Origin of the sequence: Salinisphaera sp. SWV1 (assembly GCF_052044155.1) — a bacterium.
GTDB lineage: Bacteria > Pseudomonadota > Gammaproteobacteria > Nevskiales > Salinisphaeraceae > Salinisphaera.
Genome location: NZ_JBQDYE010000023.1, coordinates 1 through 22803, shown reverse-complemented (window position 1 = coordinate 22803; position 22803 = coordinate 1). Strand labels below are relative to the sequence as shown.

Annotated in this window: 15 protein-coding genes; 7 read left to right on the top strand and 8 right to left on the bottom strand. The window is 64.1% G+C overall.

The annotated features are described in order from the left end of the window. Positions 1–87: 87 nt before the first annotated feature. The 6 genes from ftsH to glgB all read right to left on the bottom strand — a co-directional run bounded on the left by ftsH (position 88) and on the right by glgB (position 9234). The gene (gene ftsH, locus ACS8YF_RS12085) at positions 88–1950 is read right to left on the bottom strand and encodes an ATP-dependent zinc metalloprotease FtsH (protein ID WP_440850455.1); all 1863 of its coding nucleotides are present in this window, start codon (positions 1948–1950) and stop codon (positions 88–90) included. An 85-nt stretch (positions 1951–2035) separates the two neighbouring features. Next, complete coding sequence (locus ACS8YF_RS12080) at positions 2036–2455, bottom strand: Hsp20/alpha crystallin family protein (RefSeq protein ID WP_440850454.1); 420 nt, start codon at positions 2453–2455, stop codon at positions 2036–2038. A 164-nt stretch (positions 2456–2619) separates the two neighbouring features. After that, the gene (locus tag ACS8YF_RS12075; protein WP_440850453.1) at positions 2620–4977 is read right to left on the bottom strand and encodes a phosphoketolase family protein; all 2358 of its coding nucleotides are present in this window, start codon (positions 4975–4977) and stop codon (positions 2620–2622) included. A 260-nt stretch (positions 4978–5237) separates the two neighbouring features. Beyond that, entirely contained in the window at positions 5238–5456 is a 219-nt protein-coding gene (locus ACS8YF_RS12070) for a hypothetical protein (RefSeq protein ID WP_440850452.1), read from the bottom strand. Between the two features lie 134 nt (positions 5457–5590). Continuing rightward, a complete protein-coding gene (gene glgA / locus ACS8YF_RS12065) occupies positions 5591–7069 on the bottom strand; it encodes a glycogen synthase GlgA (protein WP_440850451.1) in 1479 nt (492 codons plus the stop codon). Then, a complete protein-coding gene (gene glgB / locus ACS8YF_RS12060) occupies positions 7066–9234 on the bottom strand; it encodes a 1,4-alpha-glucan branching protein GlgB (protein WP_440850450.1) in 2169 nt (722 codons plus the stop codon). The genes glgA and glgB overlap by 4 nt, the downstream gene beginning before the upstream one ends. Positions 9235–9371: 137 nt before the next feature. Here glgB and glgC point away from each other — a divergent pair, with 137 nt between their 5' ends. From glgC to malQ, 3 genes are read left to right on the top strand one after another with little or no spacing between them, the layout of a single operon-like run. Beyond that, entirely contained in the window at positions 9372–10640 is a 1269-nt protein-coding gene (gene glgC, locus ACS8YF_RS12055; RefSeq protein WP_440850449.1) for a glucose-1-phosphate adenylyltransferase, read from the top strand. Further along, entirely contained in the window at positions 10633–12321 is a 1689-nt protein-coding gene (locus ACS8YF_RS12050; protein WP_440850448.1) for a glycoside hydrolase, read from the top strand. The genes glgC and ACS8YF_RS12050 overlap by 8 nt, the downstream gene beginning before the upstream one ends. A 5-nt stretch (positions 12322–12326) precedes the next feature. Continuing rightward, positions 12327–13697 carry a 4-alpha-glucanotransferase gene (gene malQ / locus ACS8YF_RS12045; protein WP_440850447.1) on the top strand — a complete coding sequence of 457 codons (1371 nt, stop codon included), beginning with the start codon at positions 12327–12329 and terminating at the stop codon, positions 13695–13697. A 16-nt stretch (positions 13698–13713) separates the two neighbouring features. Here malQ and glgP read toward each other — a convergent pair whose 3' ends face one another. After that, positions 13714–16275: an alpha-glucan family phosphorylase gene (glgP, locus tag ACS8YF_RS12040; protein WP_440850446.1), complete on the bottom strand. Its 2562-nt coding sequence runs from the start codon at positions 16273–16275 to the stop codon at positions 13714–13716. A 461-nt stretch (positions 16276–16736) separates the two neighbouring features. Here glgP and ACS8YF_RS12035 point away from each other — a divergent pair, with 461 nt between their 5' ends. Continuing rightward, the gene (locus ACS8YF_RS12035) at positions 16737–17123 is read left to right on the top strand and encodes a transposase (protein ID WP_440850490.1); all 387 of its coding nucleotides are present in this window, start codon (positions 16737–16739) and stop codon (positions 17121–17123) included. Positions 17124–17329: 206 nt separating this feature from the next. Here the strand turns inward: ACS8YF_RS12035 and gap are convergent, their stop codons facing one another. Next, a complete protein-coding gene (gap, locus tag ACS8YF_RS12030; RefSeq protein ID WP_440850445.1) occupies positions 17330–18334 on the bottom strand; it encodes a type I glyceraldehyde-3-phosphate dehydrogenase in 1005 nt (334 codons plus the stop codon). Between the two features lie 275 nt (positions 18335–18609). Here gap and ACS8YF_RS12025 point away from each other — a divergent pair, with 275 nt between their 5' ends. The 3 genes from ACS8YF_RS12025 to ACS8YF_RS12015 all read left to right on the top strand — a co-directional run bounded on the left by ACS8YF_RS12025 (position 18610) and on the right by ACS8YF_RS12015 (position 22336). Next, the gene (locus tag ACS8YF_RS12025) at positions 18610–18936 is read left to right on the top strand and encodes a hypothetical protein (protein WP_440850444.1); all 327 of its coding nucleotides are present in this window, start codon (positions 18610–18612) and stop codon (positions 18934–18936) included. Between the two features lie 568 nt (positions 18937–19504). Next, complete coding sequence (ppsA, locus tag ACS8YF_RS12020; RefSeq protein WP_440850443.1) at positions 19505–21976, top strand: phosphoenolpyruvate synthase; 2472 nt, start codon at positions 19505–19507, stop codon at positions 21974–21976. Positions 21977–22090: 114 nt separating this feature from the next. Beyond that, positions 22091–22336 carry a DUF2934 domain-containing protein gene (locus tag ACS8YF_RS12015; protein ID WP_440850442.1) on the top strand — a complete coding sequence of 82 codons (246 nt, stop codon included), beginning with the start codon at positions 22091–22093 and terminating at the stop codon, positions 22334–22336. Positions 22337–22803: the final 467 nt, after the last annotated feature.

Here is a 22803-nt window from a genome sequence, read left to right as displayed (position 1 = left end):
CAACTTATCGGGCGTATGCGCCTCAGAAGAGGCCGGATCAGCTCCGCGAAAAAACCAGCGTAACGGCGTACCCGTCCCACTTCGCTCTCATGTCGATGCACCGAGGCGTAACGGTTTCACCGACGAGCCGCCATCTTCGACTAGCTTGGCGGTCAAACGATCAAGATCAGCAGCTTCGAGCGTCTCGTGTTCGAGCAGTTCCTGCGCGCCTCTTTCGAGTACGATGCGATTGTGTTGCAGCGCGGTATAAACGCGTTCGAAGACATCATGAATGATCGTGCGCACGGCGCGGTCGATGGCATCGGCGGTGTGTTCGCTGAACAGTCGCTCGCCCTGGCCGGGATAGCCGGGACCGAGATAGCTCGGCCGCTCGTTGTCGTAGGTCACATAACCGAGCTGTTCGTCCATGCCGTAACGCGCGACCATGCTGCGCGCGAGATCGGTCGCCTTGGACAGATCGTCGGCTGCGCCGGTCGACAGATGCTCGAAGATCAGTTTTTCCGCCGCCCGCCCTCCAAGCAGTACGGCAATCTTGTTCTCCAGTTCCTCGCGCGTCATGAGAAAGCGGTCCTCGATGGGCCGCTGCAGGGTGTAGCCCAACGCGCCGATCCCGCGCGGGATGATCGAGACCTTGTGCACCGGGTCCACGCCGGGCAGCAGCCGTGCCATCAGCGCGTGGCCCATCTCGTGGTGGGCGACGATTTCACGCTCACGCGCGTTCAGGATGCGATTCTTCTTCTCGAGCCCCGCCACAATGCGCTCGATGGCGTTGTTGAAATCGGCCATGGTGACGCCGTCGGCGCGGCGTCGAGTGGCCAGCAGTGCCGCTTCGTTGACCAGATTGGCCAGATCCGCGCCGGTGAAACCGGTAGTGAGGGCCGCCACCTGCTCCAACGCGACATCCTCGGCGAGCCGAATTTTCTTCGCATGCACCTGAAGGATTTGAATACGCCCGGCCTTGTCGGGTCGATCCACCAGAACCTGGCGGTCGAAACGCCCGGCGCGCAACAACGCGGGATCGAGGACCTCCGGCCGGTTGGTGGCCGCCAGCAGCACCAGGCCCCCGCTCGGATCGAAACCATCGAGTTCGACCAGCAGTTGATTGAGCGTCTGTTCGCGTTCGTCGTTACCGCCCTGATTGAACACACCACGAGCACGGCCCAGCGCGTCCAGCTCATCGATGAAGATGATGGCCGGCGCCTTGGCCCGCGCCTGCTGGAACAGATCGCGCACGCGTGCGGCGCCCACACCGACGAACATCTCGACGAATTCGGAGCCGCTGATCGAGAAGAACGGCACCTCGGCCTCGCCGGCCACGGCGCGCGCCAGCAGGGTCTTGCCCGTGCCGGGCGGGCCGACCAGCAGCACCCCCTTGGGAATATGCGCCCCGAGCGTGCCGTAGCGCTTGGGATCCTTGAGAAAATCGATCAGTTCGACCAGTTCCTCCTTGGCCTCGTCCACGCCGGCGACATCATCGAACGCGACCTTGGTATCGGTCTCGACATAAATCTTGGCCCGGCTCTTGCCGACCTGCATGAAACCACCGGCGCCGGCGTTACCGCCCCCCATCCGCCGCATGAGAAAGACCCAGACGGCCAGAAACAAACCCATCGGCAGAATCCACGACAACAGCGCGCCGATCCAGCTCGTATCGGGCGCACCGCGATAGCTCACCCCGGCCTTGTCCAGTTCAGCGCGGATGTCCGCGGGCACCCGCAGGGTCGTGAACTGGCGCTTGCCGTTCTGCGGTTGCTTGAATTCGCCGCTGAGCGATTGCTGACCGACCACCACGCTCTTGATATGGCCTTGCGCGAGTTCGTGCTGGAACGCGCTGTAGGGCAGCTTGGCCGGCTGCGATCCGCCGGTCGAAAACTGCACCATCGCGATCAGCACCAGAACGGGGATCAGCACCGACCAGATATAAGGGTAGAGATTCTTGTTTATATTCATGAAATGTCAGTCCCGGTGATCGGATCGATTGGCCTCGTGCCGCGGGCCGCACCCGACCTGCCGTCGCCTTGATCGCGCATGGTCTTCATGCCGTTGTGATCGGCCCCGATTGATTGGCCCCGCCAGGCGAGACGCTGTCCTGCCTGGCGAACCGGATCTCGACCGCGCCATCCTCGCGCGTGACCTCGAAGCCCTCGCACGAGGCATCCACGGGCAGGCTGAGACTTCGTGCGAAGTGGCGCTGATGGCCGAGACGCGGCGCATAACCGCGATGTTCACCGTGCCAGAGGCGCGGCCGCTCGCCGGTCAGCAACAGCACGCCATTGTTCACCGACAATCCGATATCGCGGGCCGCGACCCCCGGCAGCTCGATGCGAATCAGGTAGTGCCGGGCGAACCCGCGAATATCCACGCTCAGCATCCAGTCGTCGCCATCCGCCGGCAACGCTCGCGTGACCGCGCCTGTGTCGACGCTGTGCCCCGGTGCACGAGGGGTCCGATTCATGCCTGCCTCCGACCGCATACCGCCCGGCGATCGCCGTGCCAACCATTGCATTCTGCGCGGCTTGCGGCCGCCATGGCTTGATCCGGGTCAATGACACCGCAACCGCCCGCGGCCGATTGGCGCGACAGTCGCGCGGCAACGTCGGTGCGTGCCTACGGCGCCGGCTAGCACCAGTCGCGGACTTCCGGCATGTCTTCACCGTGGTGCCGGATATACTGGCGGTGCTGAATGAGCTTGTCGCCCAGCAACCGCTTGAGCCGTGCCGCGCGGGCGTGCGGGCGCGGCAACTGGTCGATGGCATCGATTGTCAGGTGAAAGCGGTCGAGTCCGTTGAGCACGGTCATGTCGAACGGCGTGGTGATGGTGCCCTCCTCCTGGTAGCCATGAACGCGAATCCGCCGGTTACGCCGCTGATAGGTCAGGCGATGAATCAGCCACGGGTAGCCGTGGAACGCGAACACGACCGGCCGGTCCGTGGTGAACAGATCGTCGAAATCGGCATCGCTCAGGCCATGCGGATGTTCGCTGGCCGGCTGCAGCTTCATCAGATCGACCACGTTCACCACACGGACGGCGAGTTCCGGCAGATGCTCGCGCAGGATCGAGACGGCGGCCAGCGTCTCGAGCGTCGGCACATCGCCACAGCAGGCCATCACCAGATCCGGCTCGGCGTCGGCCTCGTTGCCGGCCCATTCCCACACCCCGATGCCCCGGCTGCAGTGCACGATGGCCTCGCCGGCCGCCAGCCATTGCGGTGCCGGGTGCTTGCCTGCGATCACTACATTCACGTAGTGGCAGCTGCGCAGACAGTGATCCATCACCGACAATAAACAGTTGCTATCCGGCGGAAGATAGACCCGCACGACTTCGGCCTTCTTGTTCACCACATGATCGATGAAACCCGGATCCTGGTGCGAGAAGCCATTGTGGTCCTGCCGCCACACATGCGAGGCGATCAGGTAGTTGAGCGATGCCAGAGGCGGCCGCCACGGCAGCCGCGCGGTGACCTTCAACCATTTCGCATGCTGGTTGAACATCGAGTCGATAATGTGGATGAAGGCCTCGTAGCAGTTGAACAGGCCGTGGCGGCCGGTCAGCAGGTAGCCTTCGAGCCAGCCCTGGCATTGATGCTCGCTGAGCACCTCCATCACCCGCCCGTCCGGGGCGAGCCATGCGTCGTCGTCCCGGATGTCGCCGAGCCACTGCCGCCGGGTCGCCTCGAACACCGCGTCGAGACCATTCGACAACGTTTCGTCGGGGCCGAAGATCCGGAAATTGCGGCGCGCTTCGTTCAGGCGGATCACGTCGCGCAGGAACGGGCCGAGCGCATGGGTATCGCCGATCCCCGGCGTGCCGGGCGCCGGTACATCGACCGCATAGTCGCGGAAGTCCGGCATCCGCAGATCGCGGCGCAACAATCCGCCATTGGCGTGCGGATTGGCCCCCATGCGACGGCCGCCCACCGGCGCCAGGTCGGCCAGTTCCGGGCGCAGCCTGCCACCCTCGTCGAACAGCTCGTCCGGGCGATAGCTTTGCAGCCAGGCTTCGAGCTGCGCCAGATGCGCCGGATTGCACCGCGGATCGGAAATCGGCACCTGATGGGCGCGGAACGTGCCCTCGACGGGTCGACCGTCGACCCGGACCGGCCCGGTCCACCCCTTGGGCGAGCGCAGCACGATCATTGGCCAGCGCGGACGTGCGCCGTGGCCGCCCGCCGCGACCCGCTCGCGGGCGCCGCGCCGGGCGGCGTCGATCTGTTCGATGGCCGCGTCCAGCGCCGTTGCCATGGCCTCATGCATGAGCGCCGGTTCACGGCCGGCGACCCGGATCGGCGTCCAGCCGTAGCCGCGCAGCAGCTGATCCAGTTCATCGTCGCCGATACGCGCCAGAATCGTGGGATTGGCGATTTTGTAGCCGTTGAGATGCAGGATCGGCAACACGGCGCCGTCGGTCGCCGGGTTCAGAAACTTGTTGCCATGCCAGGCCGTCGCCAGCGGCCCGGTCTCGGCCTCGCCATCGCCGATCACACAGGCGGCAATGAGCGCCGGGTTATCGTAGACGGCGCCGAAGGCATGGCTGAGTGAATAACCCAGCTCGCCACCTTCGTGGATCGAGCCGGGGCACTCCGGCGATGCGTGGCTCGGCACGCCGCCGGGAAAAGAGAACTGGACGAACAATTGCCGCAGGCCCGCCTCGTCGCAGCCCACGTTCGGATAGATCTCGCTGTACGTGCCCTCGAGATAGGTGTTCGCGTACACCGCCGGCCCACCATGCCCCGGGCCGGACAGATAGATCATGTCGAGATCGTACGCCTTGATCACCCGATTCAGGTGCGCATAGATGAAATTCTGGCCAGGCGTCGTTCCCCAGTGGCCCAGCAGCATGCGCTTGATATCGCCTGGTTCGAGCGGCCGGCGCAGCAGTGGATTGTCGAACAGATACATCTGCCCGACCGAGAGATAATTCGCCGCGCGCCAGTAGGCGTCGATGCGCTGCAACAGATCCGCGTCAAGCGTGGTCATCCCGTCTTTCCTTGCCGGGCGCGCGGAACGAATCCGGCGCCGCGCCGACCGGCGTCGCCGTCATTGCGTGTCTTGCCACGGGGGCCGCGAACGCGGCGCAATCGAAATCCCGCGGGCAGCACCCGCCCACAGGGTATGGTCATCGCCTGCCCAAGCGCGTCAGCGGCCTTCAACGGCCGCCTCTCAAGGCGGTGCATCGAGCGCGTGTCCGCGCAGGGCCGTCACGACGGCGATCCGGTGCCACGCGAACGCCACGGCTGCTATCGCTTCCATGCCGCGCGTCGCGCGCGACACTGCGGTCGCCACGGGCAATCGTATTCTTCGCACATGTTGCGTTCGTCGGTGCCGAAACAGGGAATCCCGCCGCGGCGAACCTGCTCGGCCCAGATCGCCCAGCGCCGGTGGGCGGCATCCGGCGCGCCGTGCAATACGGCGATTCGATCGTCGTAGACCTGTTGAAACTGCGTCGTTCGTGGCATGCCCATACTCCTCGCAGGCGGCGGGCGCAAAAACCAGCACCCGCGAAAATCGAAGCTCCGTATCAAAGCTACGCCGGGGCTCCGACAGGAGTTTTGAGCGAGATCAAAAACGCCGGCGCCGATAACGCAATCGATCAGCGCCCCGGGCCGGCGCGATCGTAGATTTCGAGGTAGCGCGCGGCACTGGCCTGCCAGCTGAAATCCCGGGCCATGCCGGCGCGCTGCAGGCGCCGCCATTGATGCGGCCGGGCGAAACACGCGAGCGCCCGGTCCAGCGCGTGCATATAGGCGTCTTCCGTGGCCGGCTGAAATACGAAGCCGGTGGCGTGGCCGGCCGCGAGCGTCGTGTCGTCGGTGTCGGTGACGCTGTCGGCCAGACCGCCGCAACGATGCACCAGCGGCGGCGTGCCGTAACGCTGGCTGTACATCTGGTTCAGGCCGCAGGGCTCGAACCGTGACGGCATGAGAAATAGATCGGCCCCGGCCTCGATGCGATGCGCCAGCCCTTCGTCGAACTCGAGCCGGACGGCCACCGCATCCGGGTGCATGGCGGCGATGTCCCGCAGTTGCGCCTCGAGTGCCGGGTCGCCGCGCCCGAGCAATGCGAGTTGACCGCCACGTTCGAGCAACCACGGCAACCCGGCCGTCACCAGGTCGATCCCCTTCTGCGCCACGAGCCGGGAGATCACGCCGCACAACGGTGCGTCGGCCCGTTCGGCCAGGCCCAGTTCGCGCTGGAGAGCGGCCTTGCAGATCGCTTTGCCGCCCAGGTCGTCGACGTCGAAACTCGTGGGCAGATGCCGATCGTCGGCCGGGTTCCAGATATCCACATCCAACCCGTTCAGGACGCCGGACAGGCGATCGCCGCGGGCCTGAAGCAGACCGTCCAGACCCTGGCCCGATTGCGGCGTCCGGATCTCATCGGCATAAGTCGGGCTCACCGTGGTCACGCTGTCCGCGAATGCCAGCCCTCCCTTGATGAACGCGAGTTGACCATAGAACTCAAGCGCATCCGGATGCCAGAGCCAGGCCGGCAAGTCCAGCCGTTCCCGGGTCCGGGGCTCGAACAGGCCGCGATACGCCAGGTTATGGATCGTGAATACCGTTGTTGCGGGAATGCGCTCGAGCATGGCATGCACCGGCGCCAGTCCGGTTTGCCAATCGTTGCAGTGCAGCACATCGGCCTGCCAGGCCAGACCCGCGCGCCCGCCGGCCAGCCGGGCCGCGATGTGCGAGAACGTCCCGAAACGATAGGCATTGTCGGGCCAGTCTTGCATCTGTTGATCGTGGTATGGATTGCCGCGCCGGTCGCCGAAGCCCGGCAGGTCGACCAGCCAGGTTCTCAGTCCGGTCGAATCGGCGGGCGCCGTCAACAGCCGCGCCCCGGGAACCGGCGCTCGGAACGCCGACACCGGGCTCCAGCCGGCGTGTCGCGCCAGGATATCGCCATAGGCCGGGAGCAGCAGACGCACGTCGTGGCCGGCCGCGGCGAGTGCCCGCGGCAGGCTACCGGCGACATCCGCCAGCCCGCCGGTCTTGATCCAGGGGACCGCCTCGCTGGCGACGAACAGTATGCGCCGCCGCGCGTCGTGCCGGTTCGGCGCCGCCGTCATGAGCGCCGATCCCGCTGCAGAATCAGCCCACCCAGGGGCGGCAGGGTCAGCACCACGGACTGGTTCTGGCGCATGCAGGCAACGGGTTCGCTGATCACCCCGCCCAGGTTACCCACATCGCCGCCGCCGTAGATGGCCGCGTCGGAGTTGAAACACTCGCGATAGCGGCCGGCCTCGGGCACTCCGAGCCGATATCCGGGGCGCGCCTCGGGGGTGAAATTCAGCACCACCAGAACTTCCCGATCACCATCGCAACGGCGATAGGCGATGATCGAGTGCACGGCGTCGTCGCAATCGAGCCAGGCGAAGCCGTCGGGCTGGAAATCTCGGCGATGCAGGGCCGGCTCCGCGCTGTACAGACGCCCCAGATCGCCGACCAGGGTCGCGATGCCCCGCCGCTCGGGTTCGTCGAGCAGAAAATGCGGCAGGGCAAGCTGGTCGTTCCATTCCCAGGGATTGGCCATCTCGGCGCCCATGAACAGCAGTTTCTTGCCCGGGTAGGTGAACTGATAGGTATAAAGCAGCCGCAGGTTCGCGCGTTTCTGCCACGGGTCGCCGGCCATCTTGCCGTAAAGCGAGCCTTTTTCGTGCACCACTTCGTCGTGCGACAGCGGGAGCACGAAATTCTCGTTAAAGGCGTACAGCAGACCGAATGTGAGCTCCTTGTGGTGATAGGCGCGGTGAACGGGCGCCCGGTGCAGATAATCCAGCGTGTCGTGCATCCAGCCCATGTTCCATTTCATGGAAAACCCGAGTCCGCCGGCCTCGGGCGGGCGCGACACGCCCGGCCAGCTGGTGGATTCCTCGGCGATGGTGACACTGCCGGGACATTCGCCATGGGTCAGGACATTGAGGCCGCGCAGGAATTCGATGGCCTCGATATCCTCGTTGCCGCCGTGCTGGTTGCGCCGCCAGCGGTCGGGCGCGCGGGCATAGTCGAGATACAGCATCGACGCCACCCCGTCGACACGCAGACCGTCGAAGTGAAACTCCTGCAGCCAGTACAACGCACTCGACAACAGGAAACTGCGTACCTCGGGCCGCCCGTAATCGAATTGCAATGTGCCCCACTCCGGGTGTTCGCCGCGCAGCGGGTCGGCATGCTCGTACAGCGGGCTGCCGTCGAAGCGGGCCAGACCGAAGTCGTCGCGCGGGAAATGGCCCGGCACCCAGTCCAGATAGACGCCGATGCCGGCTTGATGGCATCGGTCGACGAAGTAGCGCAGGTCGTCCGGTTCGCCGTAACGGCTGGTGGGCGCGAAATAACCCGTCGGCTGGTAGCCCCAGGACGCATCGAAGGGGTGCTCGGTCAGGGGCATGATCTCGATATGCGTCATGCCAAGATCGCGCACATGCGGCAACAGACGGTCGGCGAGCTGCCGATAATCGAGAAACCGGCCATCGGGCTCCCGCTGCCAGCAGCCCAGATGCACTTCATAGATCGCGATCGGCGCGGTTTGCCAGTCACCACGCGTGGCCATCCAGTCCTGGTCGCCCCAGACATGCCGCGACGGCCCGGTCACGATCGCAGCAGTCGCCGGGCGCCGTTCGAATCGCCGGCCATAGGGATCGGTCTTGGTGCGTACGCAATCCTCGCTATCGCGGATCTCGAACTTGTATAGCGCGCCTTCGTCCAGTCCGGGGACGAAAAGCTCCCATACGCCGCTTCGACTATGAATGCGCATGGGATGCGCGCGACCATCCCAGCGATTGAAGTCGCCGATCACACTCACGCGCGCAGCCCGCGGCGCCCAGACGGCAAAACGCGTGCCTTCGATGCCCTGATCGGTTGCGAGATGCGCGCCGAGCAAGCGCCAGGCCTGCGTATGCTCACCCGCGTTGAAGCGCGCCAGGTCGGTCGCGTGCAATAGCGAGGCAAAGGCATAGGCGTCGTGCTGCTCATGCCGGTGGCCGTATTCGTCGACCCAACGCAGCCGGTAGTCGTCCGGCAACCGGCCATCGGCGCCACGCCAGACGAATAGTGCGGAATTGCCATGGCGCTCCATCGGCTCGTCCAAGGGCATAAGCCAGGCCTGGCGAGCATGCGGCAGGAAGGCGCGAACCACTTCGCCCTCCGCGTCCACATGCCGCCCGAGCAGTCGATGCGGATCGTGCAGGCGCGCATCCAGCAACCGGATCAGTGGTTCGTCCTGTGCGTCAGTCACAACGTTTGCGCCCCGGGTCGAATTGTCCGTCCCACTTTGCACGATAGTCCCTCGCACGATTTTGCGCGAGATCAACCCGGCGGGCCCGTTTTTGGACTAATCTCGATATTGCGGGCTCATCGGAGGGTAAGGCGGTCATGACTGCAGAAAAACAACCGGCGCATGCGAATCGTTTCATCAGTCTGGTTACACGCGACACCCTCGCCATGGTGCTGGCCGGCGGCCGCGGTACCCGGCTCGGCGGCCTGACCCGACGCCGGGCCAAGCCCGCCGTCCCCTTCGGCGGCGAATTCCGGATCATCGATTTCGTTCTGTCGAACTGTATCAATTCCGGCATCCGGCGCGTTTCGGTGCTCACCCAATACATGGCGCATCCATTAATCCGCCACATGCATCAGGCCTGGGGCTTTCTGCGCGGCGAGTTCGGTGAGTTCGTCGAAGTGGTGCCGGCCCAGCAACGCATGGGCGAAGCCTGGTATCTCGGCACCGCCGACGCGGTCTATCAGAATCTGGACATCATCGCCGAACATGAGCCGCAGTTCGTGCTGGTGTTGGGCGGCGACCATGTCTACAAGATGGATTACGGCCCGATGCTGGGCTTCCACGTCAGCCACGATGCGGACGTCACGGTCGGCTGCGTCGATGTGACGCTGGCCGAAGCCCGCGGGTTCGGCGTGATGTCGGTCGATGACGAACAACGCGTCGTCGCCTTCGACGAAAAACCCGCCGAGCCGACCTCGATGCCCGGCCAGCCCGATCGCGCTCTTGCCTCCATGGGCATTTATGTTTTCAGCACCCGCTACCTCATCGAAATGCTCGAGGCCGATGCCCGCGACCCGGACTCGAGCCGCGATTTCGGCAAGGATATTCTGCCGCGCGCGGTGACCGAAGCCCATGGCGTGTATGCCTATCACTTCAACAAGAACGCCGAGGCCGGCACCGGCTACTGGCGCGACGTCGGCACCCTGGACGGCTATTGGCGGGCCAATCTCGAACTGATCAACGTAACGCCGGAACTCAATCTCTACGATAGCGACTGGCCGATCTGGACCTATCAGGAACAGGTGCCGCCGGCCAAGTTCGTGTTCGACGATCACGGGCGGCGCGGCGAAGCCGTCAACTCCATGGTCGCCGGGGGCTGCATCGTCTCCGGTGCGACCGTGCGCCGTTCGCTGTTGTTCTCCAGCGTGCTCGTCGCCGAACGCAGCGTGATCGAGGATTCGGTGATTCTGCCCGACGTGGTCGTCGGCGCCGACTGCCGAATCTGCAACGCCGTGATCGACAGCGACTGCCATATTCCCGACGGCACCCAGATCGGCATCGACGAGACCGCCGATTTCCGTCGCTTTGAAGTCACTGACGAAGGCATTGTGCTGGTGACCCGGGAGGCGCTCCTCAATGGCTAAAGCCGCACTTTCACCGCTTCAGATCGTGTTGTGCTGGCACATGCACCAGCCGGATTATTTCGATCCGACCAGCGGACGATTCCAGGATCCCTGGACTTACCTGCATGCCACCAAGGATTACGTGGACATGGTCGCGCATCTGGAAGCGCACCCCGATGTTCGCGCGGTGGTGAATTTTTCGCCGGTGCTGCTGGAGCAGATCGAGGCGTACGCCACCGACCTCGCCGCCGTCGCGGTCGGCGGCGGGCCGATTCACGATCCCCTGCTGGCCGCGCTGCAGCAGCCGCTGATTCCCAACGAACGCGAAGAGCGGCTGATGTTGCTCCGGGCCTGCCTGCGCGGCGCGGAAAACCCATTGTTCGCGCATTTTCCCGTGTATCAGAAACTGGTCGATACGGCGCGTCACATGCTCGCCCAGCCGGATGAGATCAGTTATCTGCACGATCAATTCTTCGTCGATCTGCTGGTCTGGTATCACCTCGGCTGGATCGGCGAAACGGTGCGGCGCACGGATCAGCGCGTGCAGGATTTGCTGGCGCATCAACGCCACTACAGCATGCTGCAATGCCGCACGCTGGTCGCGGTCATCAGTGAACTGATCGCGGCTGTGGTGGACCGGTACCGGGCGCTCGCCGACGCCGGCCGCATCGAGCTGTCGATCACCCCGTACAGCCACCCTATTCTACCGCTGCTGCTGGACCTTAACAGCGCGCGCGCCGCCTGGCCGGAATGCCCGATGCCGCTGAGCGCTGCCTACCCGGAAGGCGAAACCCGGGCGCGCTGGCAGCTTGCCCGGGCGCGTGAGGCCTTCGAACGGTTCTTCGGTAAACCGCCGGCCGGCTGCTGGCCGGCCGAAGGCGGCGTCTGCCGGCGCAGTGTGGCACTGGCAGGCGAGGCCGGCTTCGACTGGGTGGCCAGCGGCCAGGCCGTGCTGCGCCATAGCCTGGACGCCGACGACCCGGGCGCGGACGCGCTCTATCGCGCCTACCGCCTGGACCCGGACGGGCCGGCCTGCTTCTTTCGCGACGATGCATTGGCCGACGCCATCGGTTTCGTCTATCGCGACTGGCACGCCGACGACGCCGTGGCCGATCTCGTCCAGCGCCTGGAGGCGATCGACGCTGCGCGAACGGATGACAGCCCCATGGTGGTGCCGATCATTCTCGACGGCGAAAACGCCTGGGAATACTATCCCGACAACGGCTACCATTTTCTCGATGCGCTCTACACCGCGCTGGCGGCCCACGAGCGCCTGGCCACCACCACCTTTTCGCGCTATCTGGCCGAACATGGCCAGGCCACGACCCGCTTGCCGCGACTCGTCGCCGGCAGTTGGGTCTACGGCACGTTCTCGACCTGGATCGGGGACAGCGAGAAAAATCGGGCGTGGGATATGCTGGCGGCCGCCAAGCATGTGTTCGACCAGTCGGCGCCGGCCCTGGACGAGGCCACGCGCGCGGCGGCGGAGCGCCAGCTCTCGCTGTGCGAGGCCTCGGACTGGTTCTGGTGGTTCGGCGGTGACAGTGCGGCCGATACGGTGACCCACTTCGAACGCCTGTTCCGGGTGCATCTGGCGGCGCTGTATCAGCTCCTCGGTCGCGATCCGCCGGATACGCTGGCCCATGTATTCACGCATGGCGTGAGCCGGGGCCAGGTGGACACCATGCGTCGCGCCCACTGACGATCATGCGGCAAGCGCTCGACCTCCGACGCAGCGGCGTCCTGCTGCACCCGACCTCGCTGCCCGGGCGCGGCGCACCGGGTCGCCTGGGCGCCGAGGCCGTGCGATTCTGCGATTTTCTCTGCGCTGCGGGCTTCAGCGTGTGGCAGACGCTGCCACTGAACCCGCGCGATGAGACCGGCAGCCCCTATCGCAGTGCCTCGGTATTCGCGATCGACCCGACGCTGATCGACCCCGCCGAGGCATGCGCGGCCGGCGATCCGGCCCATCTGTCCGCGTTTGTCGCCGCACAGCATTACTGGCTGCCGGATTACGCCCTGTATATGGCGCTGCGACAGGCACACCGCCGGCCCTGGTATGAGTGGCCGCCCGCCCTCGCCAATCGCGAACCCCGGGCGCTCGAGGCGGCCGGCAAGCGCCATGCCGAGCATATTCACGCGACCTACCGGCGCCAGTATCGCTGCCACCGCGCCTGGTCGCAGCTCCGCGAACAGGCGCACCGGCGCGGCATCCGGCTATTCGGCGATCTGTCGTTTTTCGTCGCCTACGATAGCGCCGACGTCTGGGCGCAGCGCCCACTGTTTCAGCTCGACGACCAGGGCCGCATGACCGCCAACACCGGCGTGCCGCCGGATTATTTTTCCGCCGGCGGACAGCTCTGGGGCATGCCGCATTACGACTGGACGGCGATGCGCGCAAACGGTTGGCAGTGGTGGATCGAGCGCCTGCGGCGCCAACTGGCATTGTTCGATCTCGTGCGGCTGGATCATTTCCGCGGGCTGGTCGCCGCCTGGCAAGTGCCGATGGACAGCCCGGACGCGGCCACCGGCCAGTGGGCGCCCGGCCCGGGCGCGGCGCTGCTCGCGGGTCTGACCGCGGCGCTCGGCCCGCTGCCGCTGGTGGCCGAAGACCTGGGGCAGATTACCGCGGACGTCGACCAGTTACGTCATCGTGCTGGCCTGGCGGGCATGCGGGTGATGCAGTTCGCATTCGGCGGCGGAGCCGACAATGTGCACTTATCGCACAACCACGTCCCGCAGACCGTCGTCTACAGCGGAACGCACGACAACAACACGTTGGTCGGCTGGTGGACCGAGGACTGCAGCAACGCGGTGCAACGGCACGCCCGGGATTATCTGGGCGGCCCGGCGGACGTACCCGCGGCGCTGCGCCGTGAAGTGCTGGCCTCGGTTGCACAACTGGCCGTACTGCCGATGCAGGATCTGCTGGGCCTGGGCGCCGGAGCCCGCATGAATCGTCCCGGCACCGCGGCCGGCAACTGGTCGTGGCAACTCGACCGGGTGCCGGACGATGGCCATACGCGCGCCGAATATCGATCGCTCAACCAGCTGTACGGTCGTCTGGCGCCTGGCTAGGGCCCTGTCCCGGGCCTCAGAGCCAGCGCATCAGGCCGGTCTCGAACGGATGCGCCAGCATCGGATGACAAGGATAGGCTCGCACCTGGTACTCATAGCGCCCCGGCACCTCGATGGGTTCAGCCAGCCGATAGATCGCGGTCCCGTTGCCGCCGTTCTCGGGCACCAGGCGGCAGCAGATCGCCGACTCGCTCTCGCGGTCGTCGCGGACCCGGGTCATCACGCATTCAAGCTGGAGGTCATCGGCCTCCAGACCCTGAAGTTCGACCGCGACATGCAATTCCAGCGTATCGCCGCTGTCGATCTGCTCAACGCAGCCGTTGCTGCGGCTGAGCGTCACGCCCGGCCAGGCCTGCGCCACGCGTTGTTTCCAGGCGACCAGGTCGGCCGCGGGCTGGCCGTCGTCTTCCGCGAGCCGGCGACCATGGCGACTGGCCGGAAGATACAGGTTTTCGATGTAATCGAGCAGCATGCGCTGCGCATTGAAACGCGGCAGCACGGTATAAATCGCGGCCTTGGCTCGCGCTATCCAGCCGGGTGAATAACCCAGGTCGCCACGGTTGAAGTAAAGGGGCACCACCTCGTCTTCCAGCAGATCGAGCAGGTCCTCGGCTTCGTAGTGGTCGCGCCGTTCGGGATCGCTGTGGCTGTAGGGCGTGATGCCCCAGCCGTTGTCGCCCTGAAAGCCCTCGCCCCACCAGCCGTCGAGGACACTCACATTGAGCGCGCCGTTGAGCGCTGCCTTCTGGCCCGACGTACCACAGGCCTCCATCGGGTATAACGGCGTATTGAGCCAGACGTCCGCGCCAGCCACGAGCTGGCGGCCCAGCGCCAGGTCATAATCCTCCAGTACGAACAACCGGCCCGCGAATTGCGGCTTTCTCGAATATTCCACGAGCGTACGGATCAGTGCCTGGCCGGGTTCGTCGGCGGGATGGGCCTTGCCCGCAAACAACAGGATGACCGGCCGCTCGGCGTCATTGAGCAAGGCGGCCAGCCGGTCCGGATCGCGCAGCAGCAACGTCGCCCGCTTGTAGGTAGCGAACCGCCGCGCGAACACCATGACCATGGGATCGCGCCCGAAGGTGGGCCGCAGCACCGCCAGCCGACGCTCGATATGGGCGTCGCCGACGCCCTGGCGCCGATACTGGCGCGTCAGACACCGGGCGACGTAATCCAGCATGTCGGCCTTGATCGACATGCGCTGGAGCCAGAACTGCTGATCGGGGATGGACTGGACCAGATTGCGCCAGAAATGGTGGTCGCACTGCCGGACACGCCAGCCCGGCGCATGCATGTCAAAGAAATAACTCCATTGCCGCGACAGAAAAGTCTGTACATGCACCCCGTTGGTCACGTACTGCAACGGCGACTCATCAACCGGCACCTGGGGCCAGATATGGCTTTCCATCCCGGCCGTCACGCCGCGGTGGATACGACTCACCGCGTTCTGATAACGCGACGTGCGCAACGCCAGCGTGGTCATGTTGAAGGCTGCGTCGTTCTGCTCGCTCTGCCCGAGTGCGAGCAACTCATCAAGCTCGAGGTTCATGGCCCTGGCATACGGGCCGAGGTAGGCCGCCGCCAGATCCGGCTCGAACACATCATGCCCGGCCGCCACCGGCGTATGGGTGGTGAAAACGGTCGCGCCGGCCACCTGCTCCATAGCGGCCTCGAAGCGCATGCCGGACTCGATCGCCTCGCGGCAGCGCTCGATCATCAGAAACGCTGCATGCCCTTCATTGACGTGCCACACCGACGGCTTCAGCCCGAGGGCCCGCAGGGCGCGCACGCCGCCGATACCGAGGATCAGCTCCTGCTCGATCCGGCGGCGCCGGTCGCCGCCATAGAGTTGAAAAGTGATCGAACAATCGGACCCGGCATTGTCGGCGACATCGGTATCGAGCAGGTACAGTGCGAGATGGCCGATCTCGGCCTTCCAGATCTGGACCGCCACCTCGCGATCCGGGAACGGCACAGTGATCTGCAGCGGCTCGCCATCATCCCCATCGACCCGCGTAATCGGCAGATCGCGCAGATCATGGGGCTGAAATATCGCATTCTGGGTGCCGTCGCGCTCGATCTGCTGCCGGAAATAGCCCTGTCGATACATCAGGCCCACGGCCACGAAGGGCAGCCCCAGCCCGCTGGCCGCCTTGCAATGATCTCCGGCCAGAATACCCAGCCCGCCGGAATAGATGGGCAGACTCTCATGCAGTCCGTACTCGGCGCAGAAATAGGCGACCAAGCCGTCTTCCGCCCCCATCTTTTCCGCCACAAGCGCTGACGGGGCCCGGGTCTGGTCCCGGTAAGTGCGGAACAGGCCGAGCACATACTGGTATTCCTCCAGAAACGCTGCGTTGCCGGCCAGCTCGGCCAGGCGCTCCTGCGAAATACGGCGCAGAAAAACCTTGGGATTGTGGCCGCATCGCTCCCACAAGGCCGTATCCATGCGCCAGAAAAGACCGCGGATATGACGGTCCCACGCATAAAGCAGATTCTCGGATAGTGCCTTGAGCTCCGACAACGCATCCGGCAACCGGGCCTGAACTTCCAGAACATACTTCTGACCTGACATACCGTTACCCTTGCGCACTTGGGAGCGACCGCCAATGGGCCATCCGATAACCGAAACAGACACTCAATATATAGCCTGCGCGGGACGATACATCGCCTTTTTGCGAGATATATGTGCTCATCCACGCCCGACATCCGCTCCGGCGCCCGGATCACCCCGTGCCATCCGACGCGGAGAGGTTCCGCCGACGCCCGGCCTTCCGAAGAAATCGTGCCCGGCAAACCGCGGACGGCCGCGACCGCAACGCCGCCCTCTCATGGCGGCGACAAGCCTTAGCCTGTCACCCGATCATTTCAGGACGGCGGCGATGCGCACTTGATACACATCAACCCGGCCACAGACGGTTAGTGCAGCATCGCTCGTGTAATTCGGTCGGGGGCGGAAAAGGTCACAGGCCACTCGGTACCCCTCGCCGGATTTGTTAGAGCTACGCTCGAAAGTGGTATACAGGCGGGGTTGAAATAGTCGGCAACGGGGCCCCTCGGTTTCCGGAGCGTCAACGCCCAGGTGTCTCCGAGCACCGCCATCAGCGCTGCTGGGTCGACGAGACCGCGAACGTCCTGAACAACAAATCGCCGAAGAAAACCCAGCCCAAGGCCAAGTCGGCGCGGCAGGCGATCTGGATGGCCGGGACCCGCGCCGATGCCGACACCGCCTTCGATGCCTTTATTGGCGCCTATAGCGACAAGCCGCCGAACGCGGCTGACGGGCTGGCCAAGGAGCGGGACGCACTGCTGACGTTCTACGATTTCCCGGGGGCGCACTGGCAACCGATCCGCACCACGAACCCGATCGAATCGACGTTTGCAGCGGGCGTGTGCGAATCGCCAAGACATGCGGTTACGTGACAGGGGCCACAATCCTGAGTCGAAGCTTCAAGCTCGGGCAGTCGGCAACCAAACGCCGGCTCCGCGGCTATCAATGGCTCGCACGGCTCAAGCAAGGCGACACTGTCGTCGACGGCATTGAGCAGACGAGCGAGTCAACGATCACCGGAACGCCGCGAGATCCAGGTCCCCATACACCAGATTTGCATATAGCTCTCGCGAACGAATCATAACGGCAATTTAAGCACGGCGTCGAGCATGCGCTTAGCATAAGCTGCTTCGTTGTCATACCAACATTGAACCTTGACCATGCGATCCGCGACCATGCGTGTAGACTGGGCATGAACAATGCTTGAGCGCGGATCGCCTATGATGTCGGAAGACACCAAGTCTTCTTCGCTGTAGCCGAGAATGCCGGCCATCGGACCTTGCGCCGAAGCCGCCTGGAATGCCGCATTCACAGTTTCGACCGTGGCTGTTTTTTCGAGAACAGCGCTGATATCGGTGATGGCACCGTCGAGGATCGGCGTACGTATCGCAAGCGCTCGCAGTCGACCGGTCAATTCCGGCAACACCTGCGTCGTCGCCACATCCGAGCCAGTGCTGGTGGGGATAAGGTTGACGGCGGCAGCCCGGCCCCGGATTCTTTTCTTTTCCGGATGATCGACCAGTCCCTGTGTCGCAGTGTAAGCATGCACGGTAGTGACCATTGCCATTGCCACCCCGAAATTATCCAGGAGTACCTTGAGCGGCGGTACTAGGGAATTCGTGGTGCAGGACGCATTGGAGATAATCCGATGCTGGGCCGCATCGAAATCATCTTCATTGACGCCCAAAATCAAAGTGAAGTCGGCGTCTTTAGCCGGAGCCCCAATCACGACACGTCTGGCGCCTGCATCAATATGGGCAGCTGCGGCTTCCCGCCGAGTGAAACGACCGGTGCACTCCAACACCACGTCCACGCCGAGCTCTCCCCAAGGAAGTTCCGCGGGATCCTCGGCGGCAAATACCTGGATCTCGCGATCCCCAAGCCGAAGCATATCCGCTGTGGCTTCCACGGAAAAAGGCGCCCGTCCGTGTACAGAATCGTAGCGAATCAGATAGGCCAGATCATCCGTCGACACTAAGTCATTCGCTGCGACGATATGCACATCGTCGACAGACTCGTTCATGTAATGACGAATAATCAGGCGGCCAATGCGGCCAAGGCCGTTAATGGCAATACGTGTCATGGCGAAATCCTATTGGCTGTGGCCCTGCAATTCATAGGTCTGCATGTGGCCGGCTCCTTGGAAAGCAGGGTTCAGCCGCGCTTTGGCCAGTGTGTCCCGAACAACGCGCCTGGAAGTTGATCCGCGTCACTACATGCGCATTTCCAGAAAGGCCTAACCGGACGTGCTTGGATATGCCATGAAAGACGCTCGTACGGCCATGACTGACTGGCATCTCGCAAAATAGGAGGCCCGGTACCGATATCTCAGGTGTTCGGTATAAGAATGAAACAGCTATGCATGCACAACGGGTATCTGAGCGGCGCGCGCTGGTGCTGATTCGCGTGGATCTGAAACCCCTGCCAACCCCGGTATCGAGCGGATACAGCGCCACATGCCCGACTTCGACCAGCCGGGCGCCCGGCCTGCGCCTCGATCCAAGGCATCGACACCGCAACGCCCAGCAGCTGGCCAGCGCTATCCAGCACCGTCGCGATCAGCAGGTCGCGCAAATGGCGAGGGAGGAAACTGGCGCGTTGCGTGCCAACGCGCTCGGTCTAGTGGCGAAAATAAAACAGCTGGCACATCAAGGCAGGACCAGCGCGTTCGCCACCTTGCAGTAGTCACCGGCCAGAATGCGCAGGCCCCGGACTATAGCGGCAGAGTTCGGTGCAAGCCGTACTCGGCACGGAACTAGGCGATCAGACCTCGTCCAGCGGCAACTTGGGTGCGAGCAACGCCAGGATGGCGGCTTGTCTGGTCACGATAGGTCGAAACAGACCCAGCACATCATCATTCCTCCAAGGATTCGGCGTTCCAGGCCCAGCTCGCGCCGACCGGCATGACGAATGAGCACGAAGGGCGAGCCTTGACACCAAGCCCGCGCCCCGGACTGCCTCCCCGGGGATCGCATTGTCCTTGTTTCAGCAAGCGTACTGACATGCGTGCGCCACGGGGTCAACGGATCCATGCGGAACGGGCTTATATCTAATACTTCCTTCTCTTCAATTAGTTCCATTTTGCGCCGCGCTTATGATTTCGATCAATTTCGACTTCATAGACTCGGGCTACCGTTTTCGGGTCGCCGTAAGCCACCGCGGCTCACGACCCACTGTTGAGCTCCGATGATCTCTGCCGCCCGCCTGATCATGAACGCTTCTGACTCATAGCCTGAAACACGCCGAGCCGACCATGCCGACCTATCAATACCTGCGTTTCTTTAACGAACTATGCATTGATGATGTGCCGCTGGTTGGAGGCAAGAACGCTTCTCTGGGCGAGCTTTATCGCGAGCTGGTACCACAAGGCGTGCCCATACCCAACGGATTTGCCATCACGGCCGACACCTACCGGCTGATGCTGGACCGCGCCGATGCCTGGCAGGGCCTGCACGAGGCCCTGGACGACCTCGATGGCGATGACGTGGCCACACTCGCCCAACGCGGCAAGCAGGCCCGCGAGATTGTCTACGGCGCCGGCCTGCCGCCCGAGGTGGCGCGCGAAATCATCGATGCCTACGGGCGCTTGCAAAGCCAATATGGCCCCGGCCTCAGTCTGGCGGTGCGCAGTTCGGCGACCGCCGAGGATCTGCCAACCGCCAGCTTCGCCGGCCAGCAGGACAGTTTTCTCAACGTGCACGGTGAGCATTCCCTGCTCGACGCCTGTCGACGCTGCTTCGCCAGCCTGTTCACCGACCGCGCCATCCATTACCGCATCGATCAGGGCTTCGACCATTTCAAGGTGGCGCTGTCGATCGGCGTCATGAAGATGGTGCGCTCGGACCAGGCAGCCAGCGGTGTGATGTTCACTCTGGATACCGAATCCGGCTTTCGGGACGTGGTCTTCATCACCGGCGCCTGGGGGCTGGGAGAAAATATCGTGCAGGGCGCCGTCGATCCCGACGAGTTCTATGTGCACAAGCCCTCGCTGCGATCCGGCCACCGCGCGGTACTGCGCCGTGCACTGGGCGCCAAACACATGAAAATGGTCTATGCCGAGGGCCGTACCCGCGCAGCCACACGCAACGTGCCCACCCCCGAGGCGGATAGCTCGCGCTTTTGCATTGACGATGAAGAGGTGCTCACACTGGCCGACTATGCCCTGCGCATCGAAGCGCACTACAGCGAGCGGGCAAGCGCGGACCGGCCCATGGATATCGAGTGGGCCAAGGACGGCACCGACGGCCGGCTCTACATCGTGCAGGCCCGGCCCGAGACGGTGGCCTCGCAAAGGCGCGGCACAGTCCTGGAAAGCTACCGGCTGACCGGCGGCGGCCCGGTGCTGGCCGAAGGCCGTTCGGTTGGCGCCCGCATCGCGACCGGCATCACCCGGGTGATCACGGACGTGGCACGCCTGCGCGAATTCCAGCCCGGCGAGGTGCTGGTGGCGGACACCACCACCCCGGACTGGGAGCCGGTCATGAAACAGGCCGCGGCCATCGTCACCAATCGCGGCGGCCGAACCTGCCACGCCGCCATCGTCGCCCGCGAGCTGGGCATCCCCGCGGTCATCGGCGCCGGTAACGCCACCACTCGCGTAGCCACGGGCACGCAAGTGACCGTGTCCTGCGCCGAGGGCGACAAGGGGCGCGTCTACGCCGGCCAGGTGGCATACACCGTGGACGAGATCGATCTGGCCGACCTTTCGCGACCGGCCACCCGCATCATGATCAACCTGGGCAACCCCGATCTGGCGTTCAAGGCCTCGTTCCTGCCCAACGACGGCATCGGTCTGGCGCGCATGGAATTCATCATCAACGAATCCATCAAGGCCCATCCACTGGCCCTGCTGCAGCCGGCGCGGGTCTCGGACCCGGCCGAGCGGGCGAAGATCGAAACGCTGCTCCACGGTTACGCGGACGGACACCAGTATTTCGTGGCCCGATTGTCGGAAGGCGTCGGCACCATTGCCGCGGCATTCTGGCCGAAGCCGGTCGTGGTGCGCATGTCCGATTTCAAGAGCAATGAATACGCCGCGCTGCTCGGCGGCAGCGACTTCGAGCCGGTCGAATCGAACCCGATGATCGGCTTTCGCGGCGCCTCGCGCTACACCCACCCCGCCTACGCCGACGGCTTCGCCATGGAGTGCGCCGCCATGAAACGCGTGCGCGACGAAATGGGACTCACCAACGTGATACTCATGATCCCGTTCGTGCGCCGTATCCCGGAAGCCGATGCGGTGCTGCGGAAAATGGCCGAGTGCGGTCTGCAAAGTGGCGAGAACGGCCTTGAAATCTATGCCATGTGCGAAATTCCGAACAACGTGATCCTGATCGACGCCTTCGCCAGCCGTTTTGCGGGTTTTTCCATCGGCTCCAACGATCTCACCCAGCTCACGCTGGGTGTGGACCGTGACTCCGAAATCGTCGCCTTCGACTACGACGAGCGCGACGACGGAGTGAAGACCATGATCCGTCTCGCCGTGGAAGGCTGTCGACGCAATGGCATCCACTCCGGATTCTGCGGCCAGGCGCCCTCGGACTACCCGGAGATGGCGGAATTTCTGGTCGAACTCGGTATCGACGCGATCAGCCTCAATCCCGACTCCGTTCTTGCCACCACCCGTCATGTGCTGGCAGTGGAGAGCCGTCTGGGACGCGCGCCACGAAACGAGCTTGGCGACCCGGTGCCAAGCGACAAAACAAAGATGAAAAGTTCACCCTGATCAAAACACCCGATCCCCGAAGGCGGCACGCTAGTGCCTGTAATTCAGTCGGAAGACGGCCCCTGCCGGCAGACCTCATGCTCTGCCGGCGCATTCACCACCCGTGAGGAAGTCATGGCCAAGAAAAGCAATGCTCCAGTAACAGAGCATGACATTCGTCAGCGCAGCTATTTCATCTGGGAAAGCGAAAGCTATCCCGAAGGCAAGGAGGAAGAACACTGGTTCCGTGCAGAAGCCGAACTCCTATCGGCGGCCACGAAGAAACCCGAGAAGGCGAAAAAGTCGGCAGGCCCCGACATGACCACCTCGAAAGCTCCATCAAAGCCGTCTTCCAAAAAGAAGGGTACAAGCCCAAGTTGATTGGTGAACTGTGATTGCTTTTACAGGACATAGCGCAAATCACTGATTATCGTTGTCTGCCAGCAGTCGAAGTCGGGGTGCTCTGGCACCACGCCGCTGGCGGTGCCAAGCAATCGCGCTGCTTGCTGGCGCCGGACGGGATACCCAAAGGCTGAAGCCGGACAAGGGTCCGGCCTCTATCACCATGGGTACCGAAAAATCACAGTGGGCGGCGTGGTTCGGGTCTCAAGGAAGGTACGCCATAGCCGAGCCATCGGGCGTGTCAAAGCGGCAGGCAATGCTGTGCCGGTACACACGCCCGGTCCGACTATCGTACAAGTGTGATCGCCGAGCATCGTCAATGTGTCGTATATCGAATCACGCTCTTCCACCGGCGGCCGTGGCTCGGGTCTAGGGCCTGTTGCCGTTTCGTACACGTGCCGCGTTGGAGACCGCAAATCCGTCGAGACAAGGCGCGCGTCGCCGGT